Raw genomic sequence first — 17,337 nt, 5'->3', positions numbered from 1 at the left:
AGGTCAAAGTCCTCTGCAGTCGCGCTGTAGAATTCCGCGCGCGACCAACCCCAAAACTTCGCTATGGCGAAGCAGGTTTCGAGGGGCGGGAAGTCAAAAAACGGCTCAGCACCTCCCGAGCCGTCGCAAAATCTGCGGCCGCCAGTTTGTGCATTTCCGCGGGCGACGCACCGCAGCACGCGGCCAGCTCACGCAAGTCTTTGGCGGCCTTGCCGCGCACGGCATCGCGCTCCAGCAGCGCGCGGGTGCGGGGGCGCTGAATCGTCAGCTCGTTGGCTTGCTTACCAGCCACCGTCACTGGCGCGCGGAGCTTCAGCACGACAGCGCCATCGGGGCCGGCTGGAGTCGTCGCCGCTGCCAACTTGTCTGCCGCGATATGCTCTTCGAGCATCTCCAGCACGGCCTCACGGTCGGACTTGTCCAGGTCGATCGACGCCATGTCGGTCCCGGCGAGCGTGGCGATGAGTGCTATCGCGGCGCCATCCACGTCGGTCGCGTTGTCCATCGCGAGGATGTCGCCAGCGATCGGCGCGCGGAGTGAAAGCTCGGTCACCGGGCGGCCGGCGATCGTGCATGGCCAGGACAGTGGGATCAGGATCGGCTCACTCATGGGTCACCTAGTTCGGCAGCCAGCGGCCGCGGCCGGAGAACTCCACCTGCATCACACCGGTCTTGGTGTTCGTGTCGCCGTCGCCCGTGAACATCGCGCCCTCCAGGACACCGACGGTCTCGCTCCCCATCGCCACCAGAATCGTGGCATTGGTCAGCTCCGTCAGTACGTCCGGATTGAACCCGGGGACCATGAACACGGTGCCAGTGACCACACCCGGCACGAGCTCTTCCGTGTGATGGCACTCGCCGTCACTCGACATGACCGGCGAGCGTTTCACCGGCTTCAGCCGTAGCGTAAAATCCCCCTCGGTCGAGAAGCTGGCCCCGTTTGCGGAAAACGTAGCCATGTTGCCAATACGTGACATGCTGATCTCCTTACAGTCGGAACTGGACCTTGGTCGCGACCACGCTGAGCGAGCTGGTCAGAATCGGCGGGTATAAGATGTTCATGCGGGAAGGGTCTTCGCCGTCGATCTCCACCTCCAGCAGGCTTTCGAACTGCTCCTGGTTGCGGCACCATCCGCGGCGGCAGAATCCCTCGTACTGCGAAATCAGCGTCGCCCGCATCATGCGCGGCGACACGTGGGGCACCCCGCCATCCAGCTTCGCGTTGTTCGGCACCACCTTGACTCGACCGTAGCGGCGCGTAATCAGGTTCTTCACGCGGCGGATGACGGCGGCGAGTGTGGCTAGCCGGGTGGTCTCCAGGAAGCTCGTGTCTTCCGCGCCATAGGCGTTGACCTGATACGTCGTGATGGAGCGCGCAATACGGACAGCCCCACCCTCATAGACGAGCGGTGAAATGCCCGCGTAGAGCAGGTTGTTGACCTGGTCCGTGTTCCAGCGCTTATCGAAAGGCGGTGGCAACACGCCGACGAGCTCCAGATCCTGCAGAGTCAAGGAGGGATCGGCGGCAAACGCGCGTGACGCCACACCCCCGTAGGCAGCGCCGATCTCCACATCCCATGTCGGCGACCCGTCCAGGCTGGAGATACTCAGGGTGCGCTCGTTCAGCGCCTCGCCGAAGGAGCGTATGTTGCTGTAAGTGTCGCGCTTGCCCGTCCAGATCTGGCCGTACAATTCCTTCATGGGCCCGTAGCGCGCCTCGAGGAAATCGGAAATCGTCGCCAGATCGCCCGGGGCGTTGAACGGTGTGATCCAATGGTCGAACGGCTCATCGCCGATGGCGGCGAGTGCCGAATCCAGACCCACGGTACCAGTGCCGGTGACCACCTGGGCAATGGTGGCCGTCAAGCCGGGCGGCAGACGCTCACCGGAATCCCGGTAGTAGTTCAGCTGAATATCGATTGCGTTGCCGTGAATGCCTTTGTTCTTCGCCGTAAAGGTGACTGTTTCCGTGCCGCTTTCGTCCACCTTGTTGGAGGCGTTGACCGGCAGGTCGCGGAACACATCCACCAGATTTTTCTGGCGATTGATGTACCGAGCCACCAGCGTGGCCGCGCTCACGGCCGACGTGCCGGCCGGAATCGGCACCTGCACCCGCTGACCGGCCACGTACAAGTACACGTGCCCGGCTTCGGTCGCTGGCCCGCTGAAAGTCAGTGCCCATGACGCCGCCGCGCCCGATGTCGGCTGCTGCAGGGGGTAGACCCACAGGTCGCCCGTAGGACGGTTGGCGCGAAACGCCGCGACCTGTCGCGCCAGCATTGAGCCCCAACCAAACTTTGCCCGCGCCTCATCCGGTGTGCTGATGGGCTGCAGATGCCCCGCCTCGCCCTGGTTGGCAAACAACACATACCCGAAGATGATCGACCGGAGATTCTGCGTGTAATAGCCGGCCCGCGAGTTGTCGATTTCCGCGTAGAACAGCGGGGCGCGAAGGTCGATCGGGATCTCGTTGAACGTCATGGTCATTATTTGTCACCTCCGGCGGACTTCTTCGGCGGCACCTCAACCACTTCAATCAGGTCGCCCTGATGATGCAGCCGCAGCAATGACAGCCGAGCGGCCGTCGTGGGAGCTGCATCGGTGTCGACGATGCCGTCGACCGGCAGCCCCGTGTGGGGGTCGATGACGGTCTGCCCGTCGCGCGCACGTAGTTTCATGCCGTTAACTCTTGCGTTGGTTCATGGACTGGAGGCCCACCTCGCGGCACCTCCCCAGCTTCTAACTCGGCGGAGTCCCGACTGATCACCGACTCCAGCGGCCAGTCCTCATCCAACATCACGGATTCCGACTGCACTTCGAACACCGGCTCGTCGAGCGCAATCTCCGTTTCGTCTACCACGTCGGCCATGACCGTGGCGCCGCCTCGGACCGTGCCGACCCTCGTCGTGATGTGCACTGACTCCAGGTCTGCCAGCGTCGGTGTGTACGTCTCTGCCCAGATGCAGGTAATCCGCACATAGGCGAGGGCAAGGTCGACGTTGCCTGCCGCGACGTATTCGTAATCGGTCACCAACGAGTCGATCGCCTCGAACTCGCTCACCCAGGCGAGATCTGTCAGTAGCGCGGCGTGCACTGCCAGCACCGTCTCATCGAGGACCTCCGGCGACAGCGCGCAGATCGCGACATCCAGCGTGCCCGCGGCGCGGAACATGGCCGCACTGCTGATCAGCTTCCGCTCCACCCGTGAAAAGGCGATCGCCACCAACGTCGTCTTCGTCTCCGCCACGATCGACGCCGCCTTGACCGGGTCGGTCAGGTTCTCCACCACGTTCGCCGTGGGCACCACCGCACGAACGCGGTTGGCGGTCATCGTGCGCAGCTCGGGGGTGCGCTCGCTCATGCCTTCTTCAGCGTGACACGCACGAAGCCGGCGCCGTCCGGCTGCATATCCCGGACCGTGTACGCAACTGCATTCACCATGAGCCCGTCACCCTGCCCGAGCCCGACAACGTCCGTGTCGGACGCCGTGATCACGGGAATCGGCCCAGAGAACAGGCCCGACACATCGCCCGGCATGTGGTCGAACACATCCTGTTCCGAGGTACGGTGATCGAACACGGCCTGAAACGGTGGATAGCCGGTGCGCGCCACGGTCGCATTCGCGAAGGTGCTCAGCGTTACCCGATTCAACCGTTCCAGCGCAGCACCGAACGCCATCAGGAGCGCCCCTCAGCCCGCCGCCCGGTCGAGCTTGTGCCCGATGCCGACGATCGCCAGACCCTCAATGATCCGGTTCGCGCCCTGCTCCGGCTGGCCATCGAGGATCAGGTACACACCGAACACGATGGCCGCGCCGCCGGCGGTGTAGGTCTTCCAGCCGATCATGGCTTACAGGACCGTCGCGGCCAGAGAACCGTTGACGCGAGTCGGCACGACCAACGGCGCGGACTGCATCAGCAGATTGCGCACCGATGGATCCTGCTCGACCCACGACTTCGGGTAGTACGGCATAGCCTGGAATCCGGCCGCCTCGTCGCGGATCGCGCCGAACGCCCGCACTCCTTCGATCTGGGAACCGGCCAGCAACACCGTTCCCGCCGGCAGGATCGGCTGTTCCGTGCCGTTGTCGTCCACATACCAACCGGCGTAAACGTAGATGTTGAAGCCGTCGATTTGGCCCATGAACACGCCGCCCTCGGCGATCTGCGCATCCACTACCATCGAGGTGTTGGCGCGGAAGCGGTCGAGCCGCGTTTTGATGTCGGCGTCGGCGCGGAACACCTTCCAGACGTCCACCGTCATGATGACGTCGGTGGGCATCGCGCCCGACTTCTGCAACACGAGCTGTGCCCAGTCTTGCAGCAGATCCAGCGGCTTCACACCGGCCTGGCCCCATCGAGCACCGCCGGACAGCGTCACCGACAATGCATTGTCACGACCGAACGACACGTTCTGCGTGGGGTACTGGTCGCCGGTCACGGTCACCGCGCCGGTGCGGAGCGCCTCGGCGGACATCACCTCCAAGCGCCGGTTGACCATGTCGACCTGGTCGGCCAAGTCCATCGCCAGCAGGGCCCGGACGCGGTCCATCGGCGACAGCGAACCGCCCATCTGCTCGCCGGCGGAACGCTTCAGCGGACGAGTCGTGTCGAAGACGCGCTTATCCTTGATGTACGCCGGCTTGAAGGTCTTGGTCGTGAAGCCCTGGCTCGCGACCACCTTGCCCGCAACGACCGGAGACACGAACGGCGCCAGCCGACGGGTCTTGGTCATCACGTCGAAGTGGATCTCTTCGCTCGTCTCGGTCTGCTCGATCGGGAAATAGCGGCTGAGCAGGAACTGCGGCGTCGCGATCAGCGACTGCACGACGCGGATCAGCACATTCGTGGAGAACAAATCCATGGGTTACGCTCCGACAGCGGGCAGCAGTGCGATGCCCTTGGTTCGTAGGCCCTCGGTGATGCTGGCCACGGTGTGGCCGGCGCCCAGGGTGAGTTTCGCGGCCAAGAAGTCGCCGCGACTGTAGGCCACGGTCACCTTGTCGCCGCCCGTGGCGTCGGTGTCCTCGGCCAGGATGAGGTCGGGCGTCTGCGAGCCGTCAGCGGACGCCGAGGCGCTCAGCTTGTACTTGCCGCCGGTCGTGATCTTGCCGAGTACCGCGCCGCGCGGCAGGTTCTCTCCGCTCAACAAGGTGATCGAACGCGAGATCAGCAGGCCCGAGTTACCGGCGACGATGTCACCGGGCGTATACGCTGCGCTGGAAAAAGAAGCTCCCATGGTCAACTCCCGTTATCGGATGGTGCGCTTGGGCAGGAACGCGATGACGCGCGCCGCCTCGTCGACCGCGCCTTCGCTCCCACCCTCGGCAGCAGACAGGTCGGCACCGACGGTCGGATTGGCGACGGCGGCCATCGCGGTCAGGAAGGGATTGTCGGCGGAGGCTGCCGGCTGCACCTTCGGCGACGCGGCCAGCACCTTGCCGGCCTGTTCCGCGGTCAGGTCCGTCTCCAGCGCCAAGGTCTGCGCCTGTGCCGAGCGGCCTTCCGCCTCGGTGTGGGTCAAAATGGCGGCGATGCGGGCGCGCTCGGTCGCGCTACCCTCAGCGCGCCCCTGCTGCACACCGGTGGCGTGCGCCTGGTCGACGTCGGCCTGCGAGCGGCCGCCATCCTGCGTGGGTTCATTCATGGATTGACTCCGTGGGTTGGTAATCCGGACGGCAGCCGCCCGCTTCGAAACCTGCTGTGCCATGTCGGCAATAACCTCGTCCGGCGTCGCGACACGGTCGGCCAGGCCGACCCGAACTGCTTCGGCGCCGCGATACATGCCGGCCTCGGTGCCGCGGATGGCGAGCGGATCAAGCCCGGTGTTGGCTGCGACCGTCTCGACAAAGAGGCCGTACAGATCGTTGATTTCCGCCTGGAAGCGATCGCGCACGGCGACGGGCAATTCGGCGTAGGGGTTGCCGTCGATCTTCTGTGCGCCGGCAAAAATGTGCGTCACGCGGATGCCCTCGTTGCTGAGGGCCTGGGAGAAGTCGACGTGGCGCATGACCACACCGATGGATCCGGCGTAACCGGTCTGGGTGATCGCGCGGGACTCGGCGGCCGAGGCGATCAGGTAGGCCGCCGAGGCGGACAGGTCCGCCATCACCGCCGCAATGGGCTTGATCGAGCGAGCGGCTTTGATTTTGGCCGCCAGGTCGAACGCACCGGCGACTTCACCGCCGGGCGAGTCGATATTCAGCACGATGCCGCGCACGTCGGTGTCGGCCAGCGCAGCATCGAGCTGCTGCGCGAAGTCGCCATACCCGGCCACATAACTGGACAGGCCCTGCAGGCGACCGTGGTGCGCCAGGACGCCCATGATGTCCAGCACAGCCACGCCATCGATCACTCGGTAGGGGTAGGTCTGCAGCTCGGCGCCGGCCATGCTGCCGGGGCGAGACGTAAATGCCGAGGGCTCCAGCGCATCAACGGGGGCGCTCGGGACCAAGCCCTGAGCATCCGGCCAGATGCGCCCCGACAGGCCCGCGATAATCGCGTCCAGCTTCGCCGGATGCACCATCAGCGGGGTGTTGAACAGCCGCGCGGCGATCTGCGGGTAGCGCATCATGCGGCCTCCGCCTCGGCCGGGTCGGCAGACACCGCGCTGCGCGGCGCCGACGGCTGGGCGAATTCAATCCCCAGTTCCTCAGCCCGGAGATTTTCCGCGGCGCGCTGTTCGAACACCTCTTCCCAATCCAAGCCCTGCTCGGCGCATTCCATCTCGTGCGTGGACAGGCCCGACTGGATGCGCAGCTGTGCGGCCTCGATTTCCTTCACCGGGTCGACCCAGCCGCGACCCGCGAAGATCCAGCGGCAACGGCGCCAGGCGAAAGGGTTCGCGTAGTATTCGGCGGGGGTGATCGGCACGCGGCCGAGGTTGATGGCTTCCTCCAGCCACAGCTCGTAGATCGGCGACAACCAGTAGTCGACCAGCCAGCGACGTCGGCCGAGGAAGTACCGCCACGCCTCGAGCATCGAGGCCCGGGCCGAGCTGTAGTTGGTCTTGCTGAAGTCTTTCATCAGCAATTCGTACGGAATGTTCAGCCCGGCCGCGATGTGGCGCAGGACCGACGTCATGAACCCATCGAAGGCCGTGTTCGGTCGGCCCGGCGTGAAACCTGACATGCGCGTGCCGACCGGCAATGTCATGAAGAGGCCGCTCTCCATCTTTTTGCGGTTGTACTTCTGGGCGACGTCCTTCCAGTAGTCGCCGTTCGCATCGGCACCAAAAAGGTCCGCCACCGCATCGGGCGAGAGATCGGATTCGAGGAAGCCGGCCACCAACGCGTTGGCCACGGCCGCGTGGAGCTCCGCGCCCAGGTAGTTGCCACTGAGTTTGAAGTCCGCCATCACGGCCGTCAGGATCGGCTTGCCGCGCGACTGCTCGGCTCGCTCCTTGTCGTGCAGATGGATGACCCGGCGACGGCCCCACTCAGTGAACGCGGGAATGCGCTCCCACTCCTCCGGCCCGCGGAAGCCCAAACCGTAGCGATCGCCGGGGTGCTGCTTCTGGATGTGATAGGCGACCGGCGCGCCATCGTCGTCGACCTCGACCCCGCCGCGAATGCGCGGGTCAGACACCAATCCGGGCGGTGTCGACAGCCGGTCGGCCTCGATCACCATCAGCCGGGTGGCCCAGCGCGCCATCGGGCGTGGGCGCCACAACGGCAGAGCCAGCGCATCGCTGTTCAGCAGCGTCCCGCGTAACGCCTGCGTGGTCAGGCCCAGCAGCGGCAGGGTGCGCGCAGCATCACACTCCGTCGAATCGGACCAGGTCCGGAATTCGCCCTCGATCACATTGCCGACCTCGCGGGCCCAGGCCTTGTCGCGGCCCAGCAGGCGGTAATCGATGGTGGCAGAGAGCCGGAGCTGCGCGCCGACGATGTTGTCCGTGAGGGTTTGCATCGCCCCGGAGGCGACGCCGTTGTTGCGCGCGAGATCCCGCGCCCGCGGGGTGATGACGGCCAGTTCGTCGAGCAGATCGGCATCGGCCGACCCGGGCAGCGGCGCCCAGGCCGCGATCTTCGCTTCGTCCAGTGCGGCAGCGTTGTGGGCGGTCATCAGAGCACCACCTGGACCGGACGGCGACGCGGCACGGTCGATCCGGTTTGCGGCTCGGTGCTCGCCCGCGCCTCCCACTCTTGCCGGCCAGCACGGATCTCGGCCAGGTCTTCCATCGTCAGGTCGCGATCGCCAAAGCGCACCCGCTTGCCGTCCAAAATGGCACTCTCGGCGGCCAGGTACTTCGCCACCATGTCGGAGGCTAGCGACATGCTAGCCTCCGCCCGGCCTGCGGGTCGTCGCTATGGGGTGTGAGGGCGCATCGTGCGTGCATGGCAAGATGCTAAGGCGGGTCGCTGTCCCATTTCGCCGGCTTTTGGGACGATTTTCGGGACTTTTGGGACGATTTTCGCCTGATAAGCTAATCGGTAGGCCCGAAGCCGCTGCCGGGTGGCGCGCGAAGCATCAAGGTGGCCGCTGTAGATAAGGCAAGCCGTGAACTCCCCGGGCGTCACTAAACTCCCGCCCAATCGGCCCGCGTTGGATCAGCGGCCGTTGTACCGTGCGGCGGGACGGCTACCACAAATCATACGATGCCGCTGCCATTCCCATGGCCACGCGTACGAGAAGCACCAATCGATTCCCGTGCAGCATCAGATCTTCATTTCCTAGGCGAAGCGCTGCCACACGAAGCATCCCTCAGCTTGCAGGTGACCGCCCAAGCGCCCAGTTTCAACCCGCAGATTCGGTGGGGGATGGGTGGCCGGGTCTGCGTTTACCGGTACCGCCGAAGAGCGCTTTTTTTTTGCCCGCCGACATGCGCCGTACGACTTTGCACTTCTCCGAGACCAGAATATAGGCTAAATTGCCGAAGTCATGACGTCACAGAATTTCAAAGTCAGTTCCCATCTCAAGGACATCATTGGCCGCGACCTCGTAACAAACGAGTTTGTAGCCATCTTTGAGCTTGTAAAGAATTCTTTCGATGCTGCTGCGACTAGAGTAGACATCGAGTTCTCCCCGGACGATCACAAGATTTCTATCGTCGACGACGGCCGTGGAATGTCCCGCTCTGACATTCTAAACAAATGGCTGTTCGTCGCGTACTCCGAAAAGGCACAGGCCGAACCTGAGTCTTATCGCGACAAGATTAAACCACAAGGCCAGTTCGCCGGTAGCAAAGGCATCGGCAGGTTTGCGTGCGATACGCTGGGAACACAACTAGAGCTATACAGCCGGGTCACTGGTCAGAGTGACGTGTCAAAGCTTGAAATCGATTGGACCAAATTTGAATCAGACAGCAAACAGGAGTTCAAGGATATAGAAGTCGAGTTATTTAGCGCACAGGATTTCCCAAAGATCTACAACGCTAAAGCTCCTTCAATTCAAGGAACTATTCTCGTAATTCGAGGTACCCGGCATCACTGGAACGAAGAGGCAATCGGGAGGTTGCGGAGAGACCTTGCAAAGCTAATCGACCCATTCGGAACGACGCCTCGCGTAGCCGTATCCACATGGCTGGTAGATTCTACCGATCGGAAATCCGAAGGAGTTGATGGCCCGATCGGTAATGACATTGCCGACCTCCTCCGAGAGAAGACTAGTCGTATCGAAGTTGTCATCGAAGATCGAACTATCACGACTGATCTCTACGATCGCGGCAGAAGAATTTACAAAATTCGCGAGCCATCACCGTATGAAGAGTTGATTGATAGCCGAGTTGCCGGCCAGATATATTTTTTGAACCGATCTGCTAAGCATACGTTTACCAGTCGAATGGGCGTTAGGCCTGTGGAGTTCGGAAGCGTTTTTCTTTTCCTCAACGGGTTCCGAATATTCCCTATCGGAGAGGAGAACGATGACACACTTGGGCTAAACCGCCGAAAGCAGCAGGGCCAATCTAGATACCTTGGTACTCGCGACCTCTTAGGTCGCGTAGATGTAAGAGCACGGCCCAAGATTTTCCGAGAAGTGTCGAGTAGAGACGCGGGGCTAGTTAAAGATGCACGTAGCCGCGCTCTATTCGAGGCGATCCGGAAATACATGATATTTCGCCTAGAGCGATACGTAGTTGGCGTAAATTGGAAGGATAAGCTCGATCAGAATCGTGACACTCCAGAGGGCTTGGAAACCGACAGAGCTCGAGCGAGAATTCTGGACATCGTGGGTTCTCTCGCGAGGTCGAAAGACGTCGAAATTCTAGAGTACGACGAGGATCTAGTAAGAGTTTCGGACGACCCTGATCAAATCACCGACAACGCAATAAAGGCAATGTCCGCATTGGCTGAGATTCGCGGAGATACTTCTTTACTCGCGCAAATCGAACATGCCAGGCGCCGGATCGAGGAGCTTAGGTTATCCAGAGAGGAAGCAGAACAGGAAGCTAAACAGGCAATAGCAGAACGGCAGCGCGCCGACTCCCGTATCGCACTACTTGAGAAACAGGCAGCGTTTTTAGGAAGCAGCCATGATTTGAACGTAGAACGGGTGCAGCTGTTAATGCACCAAGCCACAATTCATATGGGGCACTTGCGCTCCGCGGTGACAAATGCAGCGCACGAAATTCGAACCATATTAGCTATGGCAATTATGCCGAATGATTTGGAGGCGGTTAGCGACATTGAGGACCTGTTAGCTGCTATCCGGCAGTCTGGGAGACGGGTTTCGGCATCATTAGCAGGCGCGAGCCTTTCTGGCGACAGGCTTCGCACCGTTCTATCCTTCGCGCCGAATATACGGGTAGATTTACAAACGGATAAGGTGCGTGGCGACCTGCTGCAATTCTTGACGGAATACTTCCATGTCCGTTTGCTTGGGATCCCGGATTTCCCGAATGTCACTTTCGATGCGTGCGGCCTCTCGCTTCAGCGAGAATTCTCCCCTGTCGACATTGCGGTAATCATCGACAATCTCGTAGACAATGCTCGCAAGGCTAAGGCGAGCAAAGTCGAGTTCAAAGCTGCGCGTAAAGGACCAAATTTAGTAAAGATCATGGTCATTGACGATGGATTAGGTATTGATGATAGAAAAGTTGACCCGTCCAAGATCTTTGAGCGAGGTTATTCTGGAACGGCTAATGGCCAAGGCTTAGGCCTATATAGTGTTCGCCAACTCCTTCACGAAATGGGCGGAAATATCGAGATCGTCGGTGACGGAAGCCGTGCAGATTTTGAAATCGTAATCCCAGAGGAGAAATCATGAATCTCGACTTCGGTATCCTTTGGATTGAGGACTCCTACTCCCAGCAGGAGGATGAAAGTCTCAGGCGCCGTATCAGTGAAGCCGGATTTATCGCTCGCATCGAGTCAATCCCCAACGGTCTTGACCTTGAGAAACATGCCAGAGCGCATCGACTGTTCCATCGCTACGACATGATACTTCTCGACTATCATCTCACGAATGAGAATGGCGATGAACTAGCATTGACCATTCGGGAGTTATTCCCTTCGACCACCATACTATTTTACTCAGGAAGCGCTCCAGAAAACTCTCTACGGCAGATGATCGCAGAGAAACAAGTAGAGGGTGTCTACTGTAGCGCACGGGAACGCTTCATTGAGCGCACAGGAACACTCATTGACCAAACGGCACGGGCTCTGGATCGGCTCTCGGGTATGCGAGGTTTGGCAATGAAGGTGGTGGCGGAGTGCGACGAGCTTATGAAGGGGGCATTGCTATCGATGAGCGATCGTGACCCGAATTTCGCGGCCAAAGTCAACGAACTTGATAACGATGTTCTTAGCTTTCTGACGGAGTGCACCGATAAATACAGGGAAGCTATCGATTGCGATCTAAGGAGGCGCTTTGAGACCCGTGTAGTCGATAGCGCTAAGTTGTTTAAGCATTTCAGACGCCTTACAGACTATGTTGCGAAATGCCCGGACACAGTCGGCCTAAATACAGATCAAGTTGAAACGCTACGTGCACTAAGAAGATCGAGCGCGCAATACGTTGAACACGTGCTAAAAAAGAGAAATATGCTCGGCCATGTTAATGAAATAGAGAGCGATGCTGGGTGGCTGTTACAGGGCAGCGACGAAATCAGTGTCGCGGATTTTCCTGAGATTCGAAGAGTCTTTTCCAATTACGTCGGCGCGTTCCGAGACATCTGCAATTTGGTCGGGGGCTAGGAGTGGCAGCAACTCGATCAACATTTCACCAAGAGCTTCCGCCAGAAGCGGCGGGACTGCGTTCGCAACCTGAGTGAATCTTGGGCATGCACCTTGCCTCCCTCTCCCTCCCGCCGTGTAGGGCCCTTGGAACGAGAACCAGTCAGGGAAGGACTGAAGGCGCGCCTGTTCTCGCACCGTCATAGATCTGGGCCGAGAATAGTGGATAAAATCATCAGGCAAGGTGCTGATTGTCAGTGCTGGAGCATCAGGATCAAGCGGAGCCGTGGCACGCTTCTTGATGCCAAACCGTTTTCTGTGCTCAATTGTCAGGTTTTTTCCTCGCTCGCAGTTCTCAAGAATGGCTTGCATCCGCTGTATAGATGCCAAGCCATGCCTCGGGAGCCGCATATCCTTCGGTTGATCCGGGCACCCTTCCCTCATCAATTGCTGATACGCGCTACCTGCTTCAGCCGCCCGCTCTAACGTCCTGAATCCAGCATGCCCCCATTCCGGATCTGGAATTGTCTGTCCGTCGCGTTCTTCAAGATCTGAAAGGGCTGATTTTGCGGTGGTAAATCTGGAGCAAAGACCTCGCGCTTCGAGGAATTTCTTGCGCCCTACACGCATGCGCTGAATCGGGTCAATTCCCCGCAACGCTCCCTTTGGCGCCGCGATGAGAACGAACCTTGGTCTACGTTGAGGGACCCCCCAGTCGACGGCCTTCAAGATAGAGGACCAAGTGTCGTAACCCATGTCACACAATACTGTTGTAACGTATTCGCTATAGGTCCCGCCTGTCCGGTGTTTCATGGAACAAAACCCGACTACGTTTTCGAACAAAACAAGGCGCGGCCTAATGGTCTCAACATATTTCAGATATACGTCGACCATTTGGCTTCTGGGATCGTCGGACCTCCTTAACCCGTTCGTACTGAATCCTTGACACGGTGGCCCCCCGGCGATTAAGTCGATTCTTCCGCTTAGTGCTGCGAGTTCCTCCCTGTGCTGTTGAAGGAGTTCTTTAGCACACCAAGGGCGCTGCTCGAGCCACGTTGGCCACTTATGCCTTTCCGCAAACCTTTCTAGAAGATTGTACCGATAGGTTGCAAATGCATGGGAGTGCACCTCGACGCAGAACGCGGTTGAGAACCCGGCAGCCGCTAATCCGAGCGAGAGGCCACCACAACCGGAAAATAGATCGATGCATGTCGGTTTCACGCGGGCAACTTCGTAGGTTGGCCTGAAATTGTCCATGGCGGGATCACGAAGATTTGATTGTGTGCGTCAAGGCGTGCAAAAGGCGGTCATGGTTAAGGTGACTGGACGGGCGACGCAATCCGCCAATCTCGGCAGTACCTTTTTCTGCTCGACGAGCAGGGTTATCTTCAGGTACAGTTATCCTTGAGCGAGGCCTCGTGGGTCTCGACGCATAATGCGCCAAACAATCGCAGGCAGAACGCGCTGTCGGGGAAAATCGGTACCACCCGGTCGCGAGACGTTTGATCTCCTCGTTCAAACGCTCCAACATTTTGGTGCTTTTCATGTGCGTGTGGTGCTGCCGCGGTGAGCGATATAACAAGGGTGGGAACCGCACGCGGGTTAGCAGACCGGTCACAGGTAACCGGCCACCCCGAAGGGTGCCCACGCACGGCCCCAAAAGCTAGGAATCCGCGCATGCGAAAGGCGCCCGTAGCGCCTTTGTCGGGCCTGTGTGTTCGGGCTGCTAATCCCGGGTCGCCGTTGTGCGGCCACCACCACAGCCTAAACCCAAGGCCAGACCTACGTCAATCAGTGTTGTCGAGGAGCGCCAGCTGACTGCACGCGCCAGCCGTGACGTTCCAGCAAGCGGCGCGCGCGGTCCAGCTCCGCGGCAGTCACCTTCCGTGGTGGCCGCTCATACGGCGCCACACCAAGCCAGCGCGCACCTCGTTCAGGACGGAAAAGCGGCAGTGGGTGAGCATCCTTTCCGCTGGTATGGACCGAGTTCAAGTAATTGCGCCTAAGTACCAACTCATCCGCGGCACACGCCAAGCATTCCTCGCGGCTGTAGAAGCCCTTGCATTGCAGCGCGTCGGGAGTTTTGTTCGGCATGCCGTCCCACCATGGGGCAGGGTGCCGCCGGATTCACGGCCTCACAGGTAAGCCACTCATCTCTAGGTCGAACTGCCTCGACCATTACCCGAACTCTTGAGGCGCTTAGGCCCATAGCCACGCCCACCGCATAACTTCCCTTCATCAGAAGACAGCATGCCAGGAATACTTACCCTTGAAAGGTAAGTAGTCATCCCTCAGCCCGGCTAACAATTCGGTACAGCGTCGTCCGGCCGACCTGGTACTTCTCCATCAGCTCTGGCACATTCCGCCCGTTCCAGTCACGGCGGATCAGCGCGTTCCGCTCCGCCTTTGAAGCCCACTGCGGCTGCCCACCGATGGCAATTGTCAGCCGCTCTTCCACCCGCGCCGCGACGTCCAGGGCCGACCGCACGCTGATCCCGACATAGACCGACGCAGCGACAATCTCAGCCCGCAACGCCTTCAGCAGTTCCCGATCGATAGGCGGCTGTTCCATGACTCAGGCGGGAATGTAGTAGGCCTGACGGGGCCCTTCCGGGGGCACCGAGACAAGCGGATTGTTGGGGCCGGCGGTCTCATCGCCTCCCCCTTCATCTGGGATAACCTCGTAGGCATCCGGGGCCAGAGTGAAAATATCGTGCTGGGCGTGGCGGCGCTCCATCTCATCCCAGAAGCGATCGATATCCCGGTAGCGCTCCACCAGCATCTCCAGCCCCCACAGCGCGCCCACGGTGCAGTCCAGAACCTCGTTGCGGGTCGTTGGGTGGGGCTTGACCCACTTGTAGACATGCTGGCCACCGACGGGCCGCTGGATCCGGACCTCAGAAACCAATTGCTCGAAGAACGCGGGCGGGAGCTGGGCCGAGAAGTGGACATAGCCCGGGCCAGGCGCCTCGACCTGCAGCCGGCCCCAGATCGTGTCCTTCGCGGCGTCGGTGCCGATCCAGTGCAGCTTGCAGCCATTCCGGATGGGTTTGCCGCTGCGCTGGCGCACGTCGACCAGGGTGCGGCGGCTCTTGATCGGCCTGTTGTCCTGGGTCTCACCCTTGGTGGCATGGACCCGCTTCCGGTCGCGTTGGCGACAGAACCGATACGCCTGGTGCGTGGCATAGCCGGTGTCGACGCCGGTGATCTCGATACCCATCACGCCGCCGCCGGCATGCCGGTATTTCCGTGCCAGGTGCTCATCGAGTTGCTCCCACTGCTCATCGACGAAGGGGTTCACATCGTCGAGGATGCGGTAGTCGATCACCCACATCTGCTCGCCGCGGCCGACGCCCCACACGACCAGCTCAAAGCGGTCGCCCTGCACGTCGACGAAGGCGACCAGGACCAGGACCTCCCGCGGGCAGGTGCGGAGCGGATAGGGCTCGACGCGGCGCATCAGCTCCTGGGCGTCGCCCTTCTCCACCTCCTCCTCGTACGGCTCGCCGAGCGTGGTGTTGGTGAAGGTTTTCAGCGCGGTCTTGTCGCCCGTAGCCGCGCGAGCCCTGGCCGCAACAAACTCGCGGACGATGCCGGGCCAAGTCGCCTGGGGGCTGTAGGCGGTCCAGATCAGGAACGCGACGTGGGCCGGCGCCGGTATCACTTCCCCTTCAGCATCGCGGAACACCGGGCCAGGGTCGACCGAGACGCCAGTCGAGGGGTTGATCCAACGGCCACGGTCCCATACGGAGAGGTACTCTGACTGGGTGTAGATCACGCCGCAGCCGGGGCAGATATGGCCCGCGGTCTCAGGGTCATCGTCACGCCATACGAATCCTGTCGGATCCTTCTTCTCGCCCTTGCCGCCCCAGGTGATCGGGTGCATGTGTCCGCAGTGCGGGCACGGGATGTGGCGCACGAAGACTTCCTGCGCGCGCTTTACCCGATCTTCGATATGGGACAGGTTTTTGGTCTTCGGCGTCGTGCCCGCGATGATCTTCGGGAACACCGCGCCCTCGAGGCGCTTGAACGCGAGCAGAAAGGGCGAGCCTTCGCCCTCAATGTCCTGGTCGAATCCGTCCAGCTCGTCCAGGATGCAGACGTCCACCGAGATTCGGCGGTAGTTTTTCGCTGCCGTACCACCGCGCAGGTGGAGCATACCGGTGAGGAACTTCTTGGCCTTGAGCGTGTTGTCCTTGTGGCGGGCCAGGAACGCGGGAAAGATCTTCTCCATGATCGGCACGTCGCGCAGCATGGGCTCGAGCTCGACCTTCGTGAACTCGTCGCGGTCAGCGTCTGATGGCTGCCACAGCGCCTGGTTGCGCTTCTTGTGCTCCGCAAAGTACCCGACCGCGGCCAACACCATCTTGGTGTAACCCACCCGAGCCGATTTCATGAAATCGATCTCGACGATGTCGTCGTGCCCCATGCAATCCATGATCGCCACCTGGAACGGGTACGCGACGAAGCGCCCCTCGGTGTACGATGATTCGGCCGACAGGTAGAAGTGCCGCGCTGCCCACCCCGAGAGCGTCACCGGCGCCTCGACCCGTAGCGGTTCGAGACCGGACGCGACCGCCGAGACGACGCGGCTCGCCGCAGCGTGGCGGGCGACATTAATCGCCAGGACTGCAGCCATCGTCGTACTCATCGACATAGTCGACCAAGTCCATCGCCTCCGCCTCGATGGCCTTAGTCCCAGCGGATACCAGCAGATTCCGGGCCTTCGCCAACTCCTCGCGGATGACGCCCATCTGCTCGGCGGTGACGCCGGGAAACCGCCGCTTCAGTTGCACCGGGATCCCGTCGAAGGTGGACGCCATTTGCGACGTCACACGCGAGAGCACGAGAGTGATGTTCTCGATCGGCGCCCACTCGCCCAGCTCGCGCCGTTTCCTGATCCGCGCCAAAAGCTTCTGCTCGCGGGCGAGGCCAGCCCGCTCCTCGGATAGACTTAGATCACCGCTCGTCGCGCGCCCCGCGGCTTGCTCGCGCAACCGCCGAATGTACGCGACGCGGACTTCGTCTCGGGTGCACTGTTTGTGATCGATCCCCAGGTCGGACAGCAGGTCGCGGAGCGCGCGTTCCGACAAATCCAAGTGCTCCGCCAATTCGCGCTGTTTCGGCCGCTGGTTCCTGCGATCGTCTTCGGATCGGAGATGGTCCATATAGTCTCTGACCAGGGTCACAATTTGATATTCGTTGCGCCCAACGCGCCCCAC

Annotated in this window: 18 protein-coding genes and 1 pseudogene; 2 read left to right on the top strand and 17 right to left on the bottom strand. The window is 61.0% G+C overall.

What is annotated here, in order from left to right:
* Positions 1-61: 61 nt before the first annotated feature.
* Genes ACW73L_RS07500 through ACW73L_RS07445 form a run of 12 tightly spaced genes read right to left on the bottom strand, consistent with a single transcriptional unit; the run spans position 62 to position 8,278 of the window.
* Positions 62-610 (bottom strand): phage tail assembly protein, encoded by a 549-nt coding sequence (locus ACW73L_RS07500; protein ID WP_498921114.1) that lies wholly within the window; start codon positions 608-610, stop codon positions 62-64.
* Positions 611-617: 7 nt separating this feature from the next.
* Positions 618-977, bottom strand: coding sequence for a phage tail tube protein (locus ACW73L_RS07495; protein WP_498921113.1), 360 nt, complete (start codon positions 975-977; stop codon positions 618-620).
* 10 nt (positions 978-987) lie between these two features.
* Complete coding sequence (locus ACW73L_RS07490) at positions 988-2,487, bottom strand: phage tail sheath subtilisin-like domain-containing protein (protein WP_498921112.1); 1,500 nt, start codon at positions 2,485-2,487, stop codon at positions 988-990.
* Complete coding sequence (locus tag ACW73L_RS07485) at positions 2,487-2,678, bottom strand: hypothetical protein (protein WP_498921111.1); 192 nt, start codon at positions 2,676-2,678, stop codon at positions 2,487-2,489. Before ACW73L_RS07485 ends, ACW73L_RS07490 begins: the two co-directional genes overlap by 1 nt.
* Positions 2,675-3,361 (bottom strand): hypothetical protein, encoded by a 687-nt coding sequence (locus ACW73L_RS07480; protein WP_498921110.1) that lies wholly within the window; start codon positions 3,359-3,361, stop codon positions 2,675-2,677. The genes ACW73L_RS07485 and ACW73L_RS07480 overlap by 4 nt, the downstream gene beginning before the upstream one ends.
* On the bottom strand, positions 3,358-3,678 hold the full coding sequence (locus ACW73L_RS07475; protein WP_498921109.1) for a head-tail joining protein: 321 nt from the start codon (positions 3,676-3,678) through the stop codon (positions 3,358-3,360). The genes ACW73L_RS07480 and ACW73L_RS07475 overlap by 4 nt, the downstream gene beginning before the upstream one ends.
* Before the next feature lie 12 nt (positions 3,679-3,690).
* A complete protein-coding gene (locus ACW73L_RS07470) occupies positions 3,691-3,846 on the bottom strand; it encodes a hypothetical protein (protein WP_498921108.1) in 156 nt (51 codons plus the stop codon).
* Positions 3,847-3,849: 3 nt separating this feature from the next.
* Complete coding sequence (locus tag ACW73L_RS07465; protein ID WP_498921107.1) at positions 3,850-4,863, bottom strand: major capsid protein; 1,014 nt, start codon at positions 4,861-4,863, stop codon at positions 3,850-3,852.
* 3 nt (positions 4,864-4,866) lie between these two features.
* On the bottom strand, positions 4,867-5,238 hold the full coding sequence (locus ACW73L_RS07460; protein WP_498921106.1) for a head decoration protein: 372 nt from the start codon (positions 5,236-5,238) through the stop codon (positions 4,867-4,869).
* Positions 5,239-5,250: 12 nt separating this feature from the next.
* Complete coding sequence (locus ACW73L_RS07455) at positions 5,251-6,573, bottom strand: S49 family peptidase (protein WP_498921105.1); 1,323 nt, start codon at positions 6,571-6,573, stop codon at positions 5,251-5,253.
* Positions 6,570-8,066 carry a phage portal protein gene (locus tag ACW73L_RS07450; RefSeq protein WP_498921104.1) on the bottom strand — a complete coding sequence of 499 codons (1,497 nt, stop codon included), beginning with the start codon at positions 8,064-8,066 and terminating at the stop codon, positions 6,570-6,572. The genes ACW73L_RS07455 and ACW73L_RS07450 overlap by 4 nt, the downstream gene beginning before the upstream one ends.
* Positions 8,066-8,278 carry a DUF6148 family protein gene (locus ACW73L_RS07445; RefSeq protein ID WP_498921103.1) on the bottom strand — a complete coding sequence of 71 codons (213 nt, stop codon included), beginning with the start codon at positions 8,276-8,278 and terminating at the stop codon, positions 8,066-8,068. Before ACW73L_RS07445 ends, ACW73L_RS07450 begins: the two co-directional genes overlap by 1 nt.
* A gap of 604 nt (positions 8,279-8,882) precedes the next feature.
* Here ACW73L_RS07445 and ACW73L_RS07440 point away from each other — a divergent pair.
* Positions 8,883-11,207, top strand: coding sequence for a sensor histidine kinase (locus ACW73L_RS07440; protein WP_498921102.1), 2,325 nt, complete (start codon positions 8,883-8,885; stop codon positions 11,205-11,207).
* Positions 11,204-12,136: a response regulator gene (locus ACW73L_RS07435; RefSeq protein ID WP_498921101.1), complete on the top strand. Its 933-nt coding sequence runs from the start codon at positions 11,204-11,206 to the stop codon at positions 12,134-12,136. The genes ACW73L_RS07440 and ACW73L_RS07435 overlap by 4 nt, the downstream gene beginning before the upstream one ends.
* Here the strand turns inward: ACW73L_RS07435 and ACW73L_RS07430 are convergent.
* The 5 genes and pseudogenes from ACW73L_RS07430 to ACW73L_RS07410 form a co-directional block, all read right to left on the bottom strand.
* On the bottom strand, positions 12,029-13,372 hold the full coding sequence (locus ACW73L_RS07430; RefSeq protein WP_498921100.1) for a DNA cytosine methyltransferase: 1,344 nt from the start codon (positions 13,370-13,372) through the stop codon (positions 12,029-12,031). The two genes, ACW73L_RS07435 and ACW73L_RS07430, sit on opposite strands and share 108 nt — an antisense overlap.
* A gap of 30 nt (positions 13,373-13,402) precedes the next feature.
* Positions 13,403-13,691, bottom strand: a pseudogene (locus tag ACW73L_RS07425) (transposase); the annotation flags it as partial.
* Positions 13,692-14,399: 708 nt separating this feature from the next.
* Positions 14,400-14,687 carry a Mor transcription activator family protein gene (locus ACW73L_RS07420; protein ID WP_498921099.1) on the bottom strand — a complete coding sequence of 96 codons (288 nt, stop codon included), beginning with the start codon at positions 14,685-14,687 and terminating at the stop codon, positions 14,400-14,402.
* Positions 14,688-14,690: 3 nt separating this feature from the next.
* Positions 14,691-16,754, bottom strand: a complete 2,064-nt coding sequence (locus tag ACW73L_RS07415) for a phage terminase large subunit family protein (protein WP_498921098.1) — start codon at positions 16,752-16,754, stop codon at positions 14,691-14,693.
* Positions 16,732-17,304 (bottom strand): terminase small subunit, encoded by a 573-nt coding sequence (locus ACW73L_RS07410; RefSeq protein WP_498921097.1) that lies wholly within the window; start codon positions 17,302-17,304, stop codon positions 16,732-16,734. Before ACW73L_RS07410 ends, ACW73L_RS07415 begins: the two co-directional genes overlap by 23 nt.
* Positions 17,305-17,337 lie beyond the last annotated feature (33 nt).

The sequence above is a fragment of the Methylolobus aquaticus genome (genome assembly GCF_054172105.1).
Note: the sequence above shows the minus strand (reverse complement) of the source record. Positions and strands in the feature narration are given on the sequence as shown.

Excerpts from the sequence above, each read along its gene's own strand:
- ACW73L_RS07500 (WP_498921114.1), bottom strand. The coding sequence starts at position 610 with ATGAGTGAGCCGATCCTGATCCCACTGTCCTGGCCATGCACGATCGCC.
- ACW73L_RS07495 (WP_498921113.1), bottom strand. The coding sequence starts at position 977 with ATGTCACGTATTGGCAACATGGCTACGTTTTCCGCAAACGGGGCCAGC.
- ACW73L_RS07490 (WP_498921112.1), bottom strand. The coding sequence starts at position 2,487 with ATGACCATGACGTTCAACGAGATCCCGATCGACCTTCGCGCCCCGCTG.
- ACW73L_RS07485 (WP_498921111.1), bottom strand. The coding sequence starts at position 2,678 with ATGAAACTACGTGCGCGCGACGGGCAGACCGTCATCGACCCCCACACG.
- ACW73L_RS07480 (WP_498921110.1), bottom strand. The coding sequence starts at position 3,361 with ATGAGCGAGCGCACCCCCGAGCTGCGCACGATGACCGCCAACCGCGTT.
- ACW73L_RS07475 (WP_498921109.1), bottom strand. The coding sequence starts at position 3,678 with ATGGCGTTCGGTGCTGCGCTGGAACGGTTGAATCGGGTAACGCTGAGC.
- ACW73L_RS07470 (WP_498921108.1), bottom strand. The coding sequence starts at position 3,846 with ATGATCGGCTGGAAGACCTACACCGCCGGCGGCGCGGCCATCGTGTTC.
- ACW73L_RS07465 (WP_498921107.1), bottom strand. The coding sequence starts at position 4,863 with ATGGATTTGTTCTCCACGAATGTGCTGATCCGCGTCGTGCAGTCGCTG.
- ACW73L_RS07460 (WP_498921106.1), bottom strand. The coding sequence starts at position 5,238 with ATGGGAGCTTCTTTTTCCAGCGCAGCGTATACGCCCGGTGACATCGTC.
- ACW73L_RS07455 (WP_498921105.1), bottom strand. The coding sequence starts at position 6,573 with ATGATGCGCTACCCGCAGATCGCCGCGCGGCTGTTCAACACCCCGCTG.
- ACW73L_RS07450 (WP_498921104.1), bottom strand. The coding sequence starts at position 8,066 with ATGACCGCCCACAACGCTGCCGCACTGGACGAAGCGAAGATCGCGGCC.
- ACW73L_RS07445 (WP_498921103.1), bottom strand. The coding sequence starts at position 8,278 with ATGTCGCTAGCCTCCGACATGGTGGCGAAGTACCTGGCCGCCGAGAGT.
- ACW73L_RS07440 (WP_498921102.1), top strand. The coding sequence starts at position 8,883 with ATGACGTCACAGAATTTCAAAGTCAGTTCCCATCTCAAGGACATCATT.
- ACW73L_RS07435 (WP_498921101.1), top strand. The coding sequence starts at position 11,204 with ATGAATCTCGACTTCGGTATCCTTTGGATTGAGGACTCCTACTCCCAG.
- ACW73L_RS07430 (WP_498921100.1), bottom strand. The coding sequence starts at position 13,372 with ATGGACAATTTCAGGCCAACCTACGAAGTTGCCCGCGTGAAACCGACA.
- ACW73L_RS07420 (WP_498921099.1), bottom strand. The coding sequence starts at position 14,687 with ATGGAACAGCCGCCTATCGATCGGGAACTGCTGAAGGCGTTGCGGGCT.
- ACW73L_RS07415 (WP_498921098.1), bottom strand. The coding sequence starts at position 16,754 with ATGGCTGCAGTCCTGGCGATTAATGTCGCCCGCCACGCTGCGGCGAGC.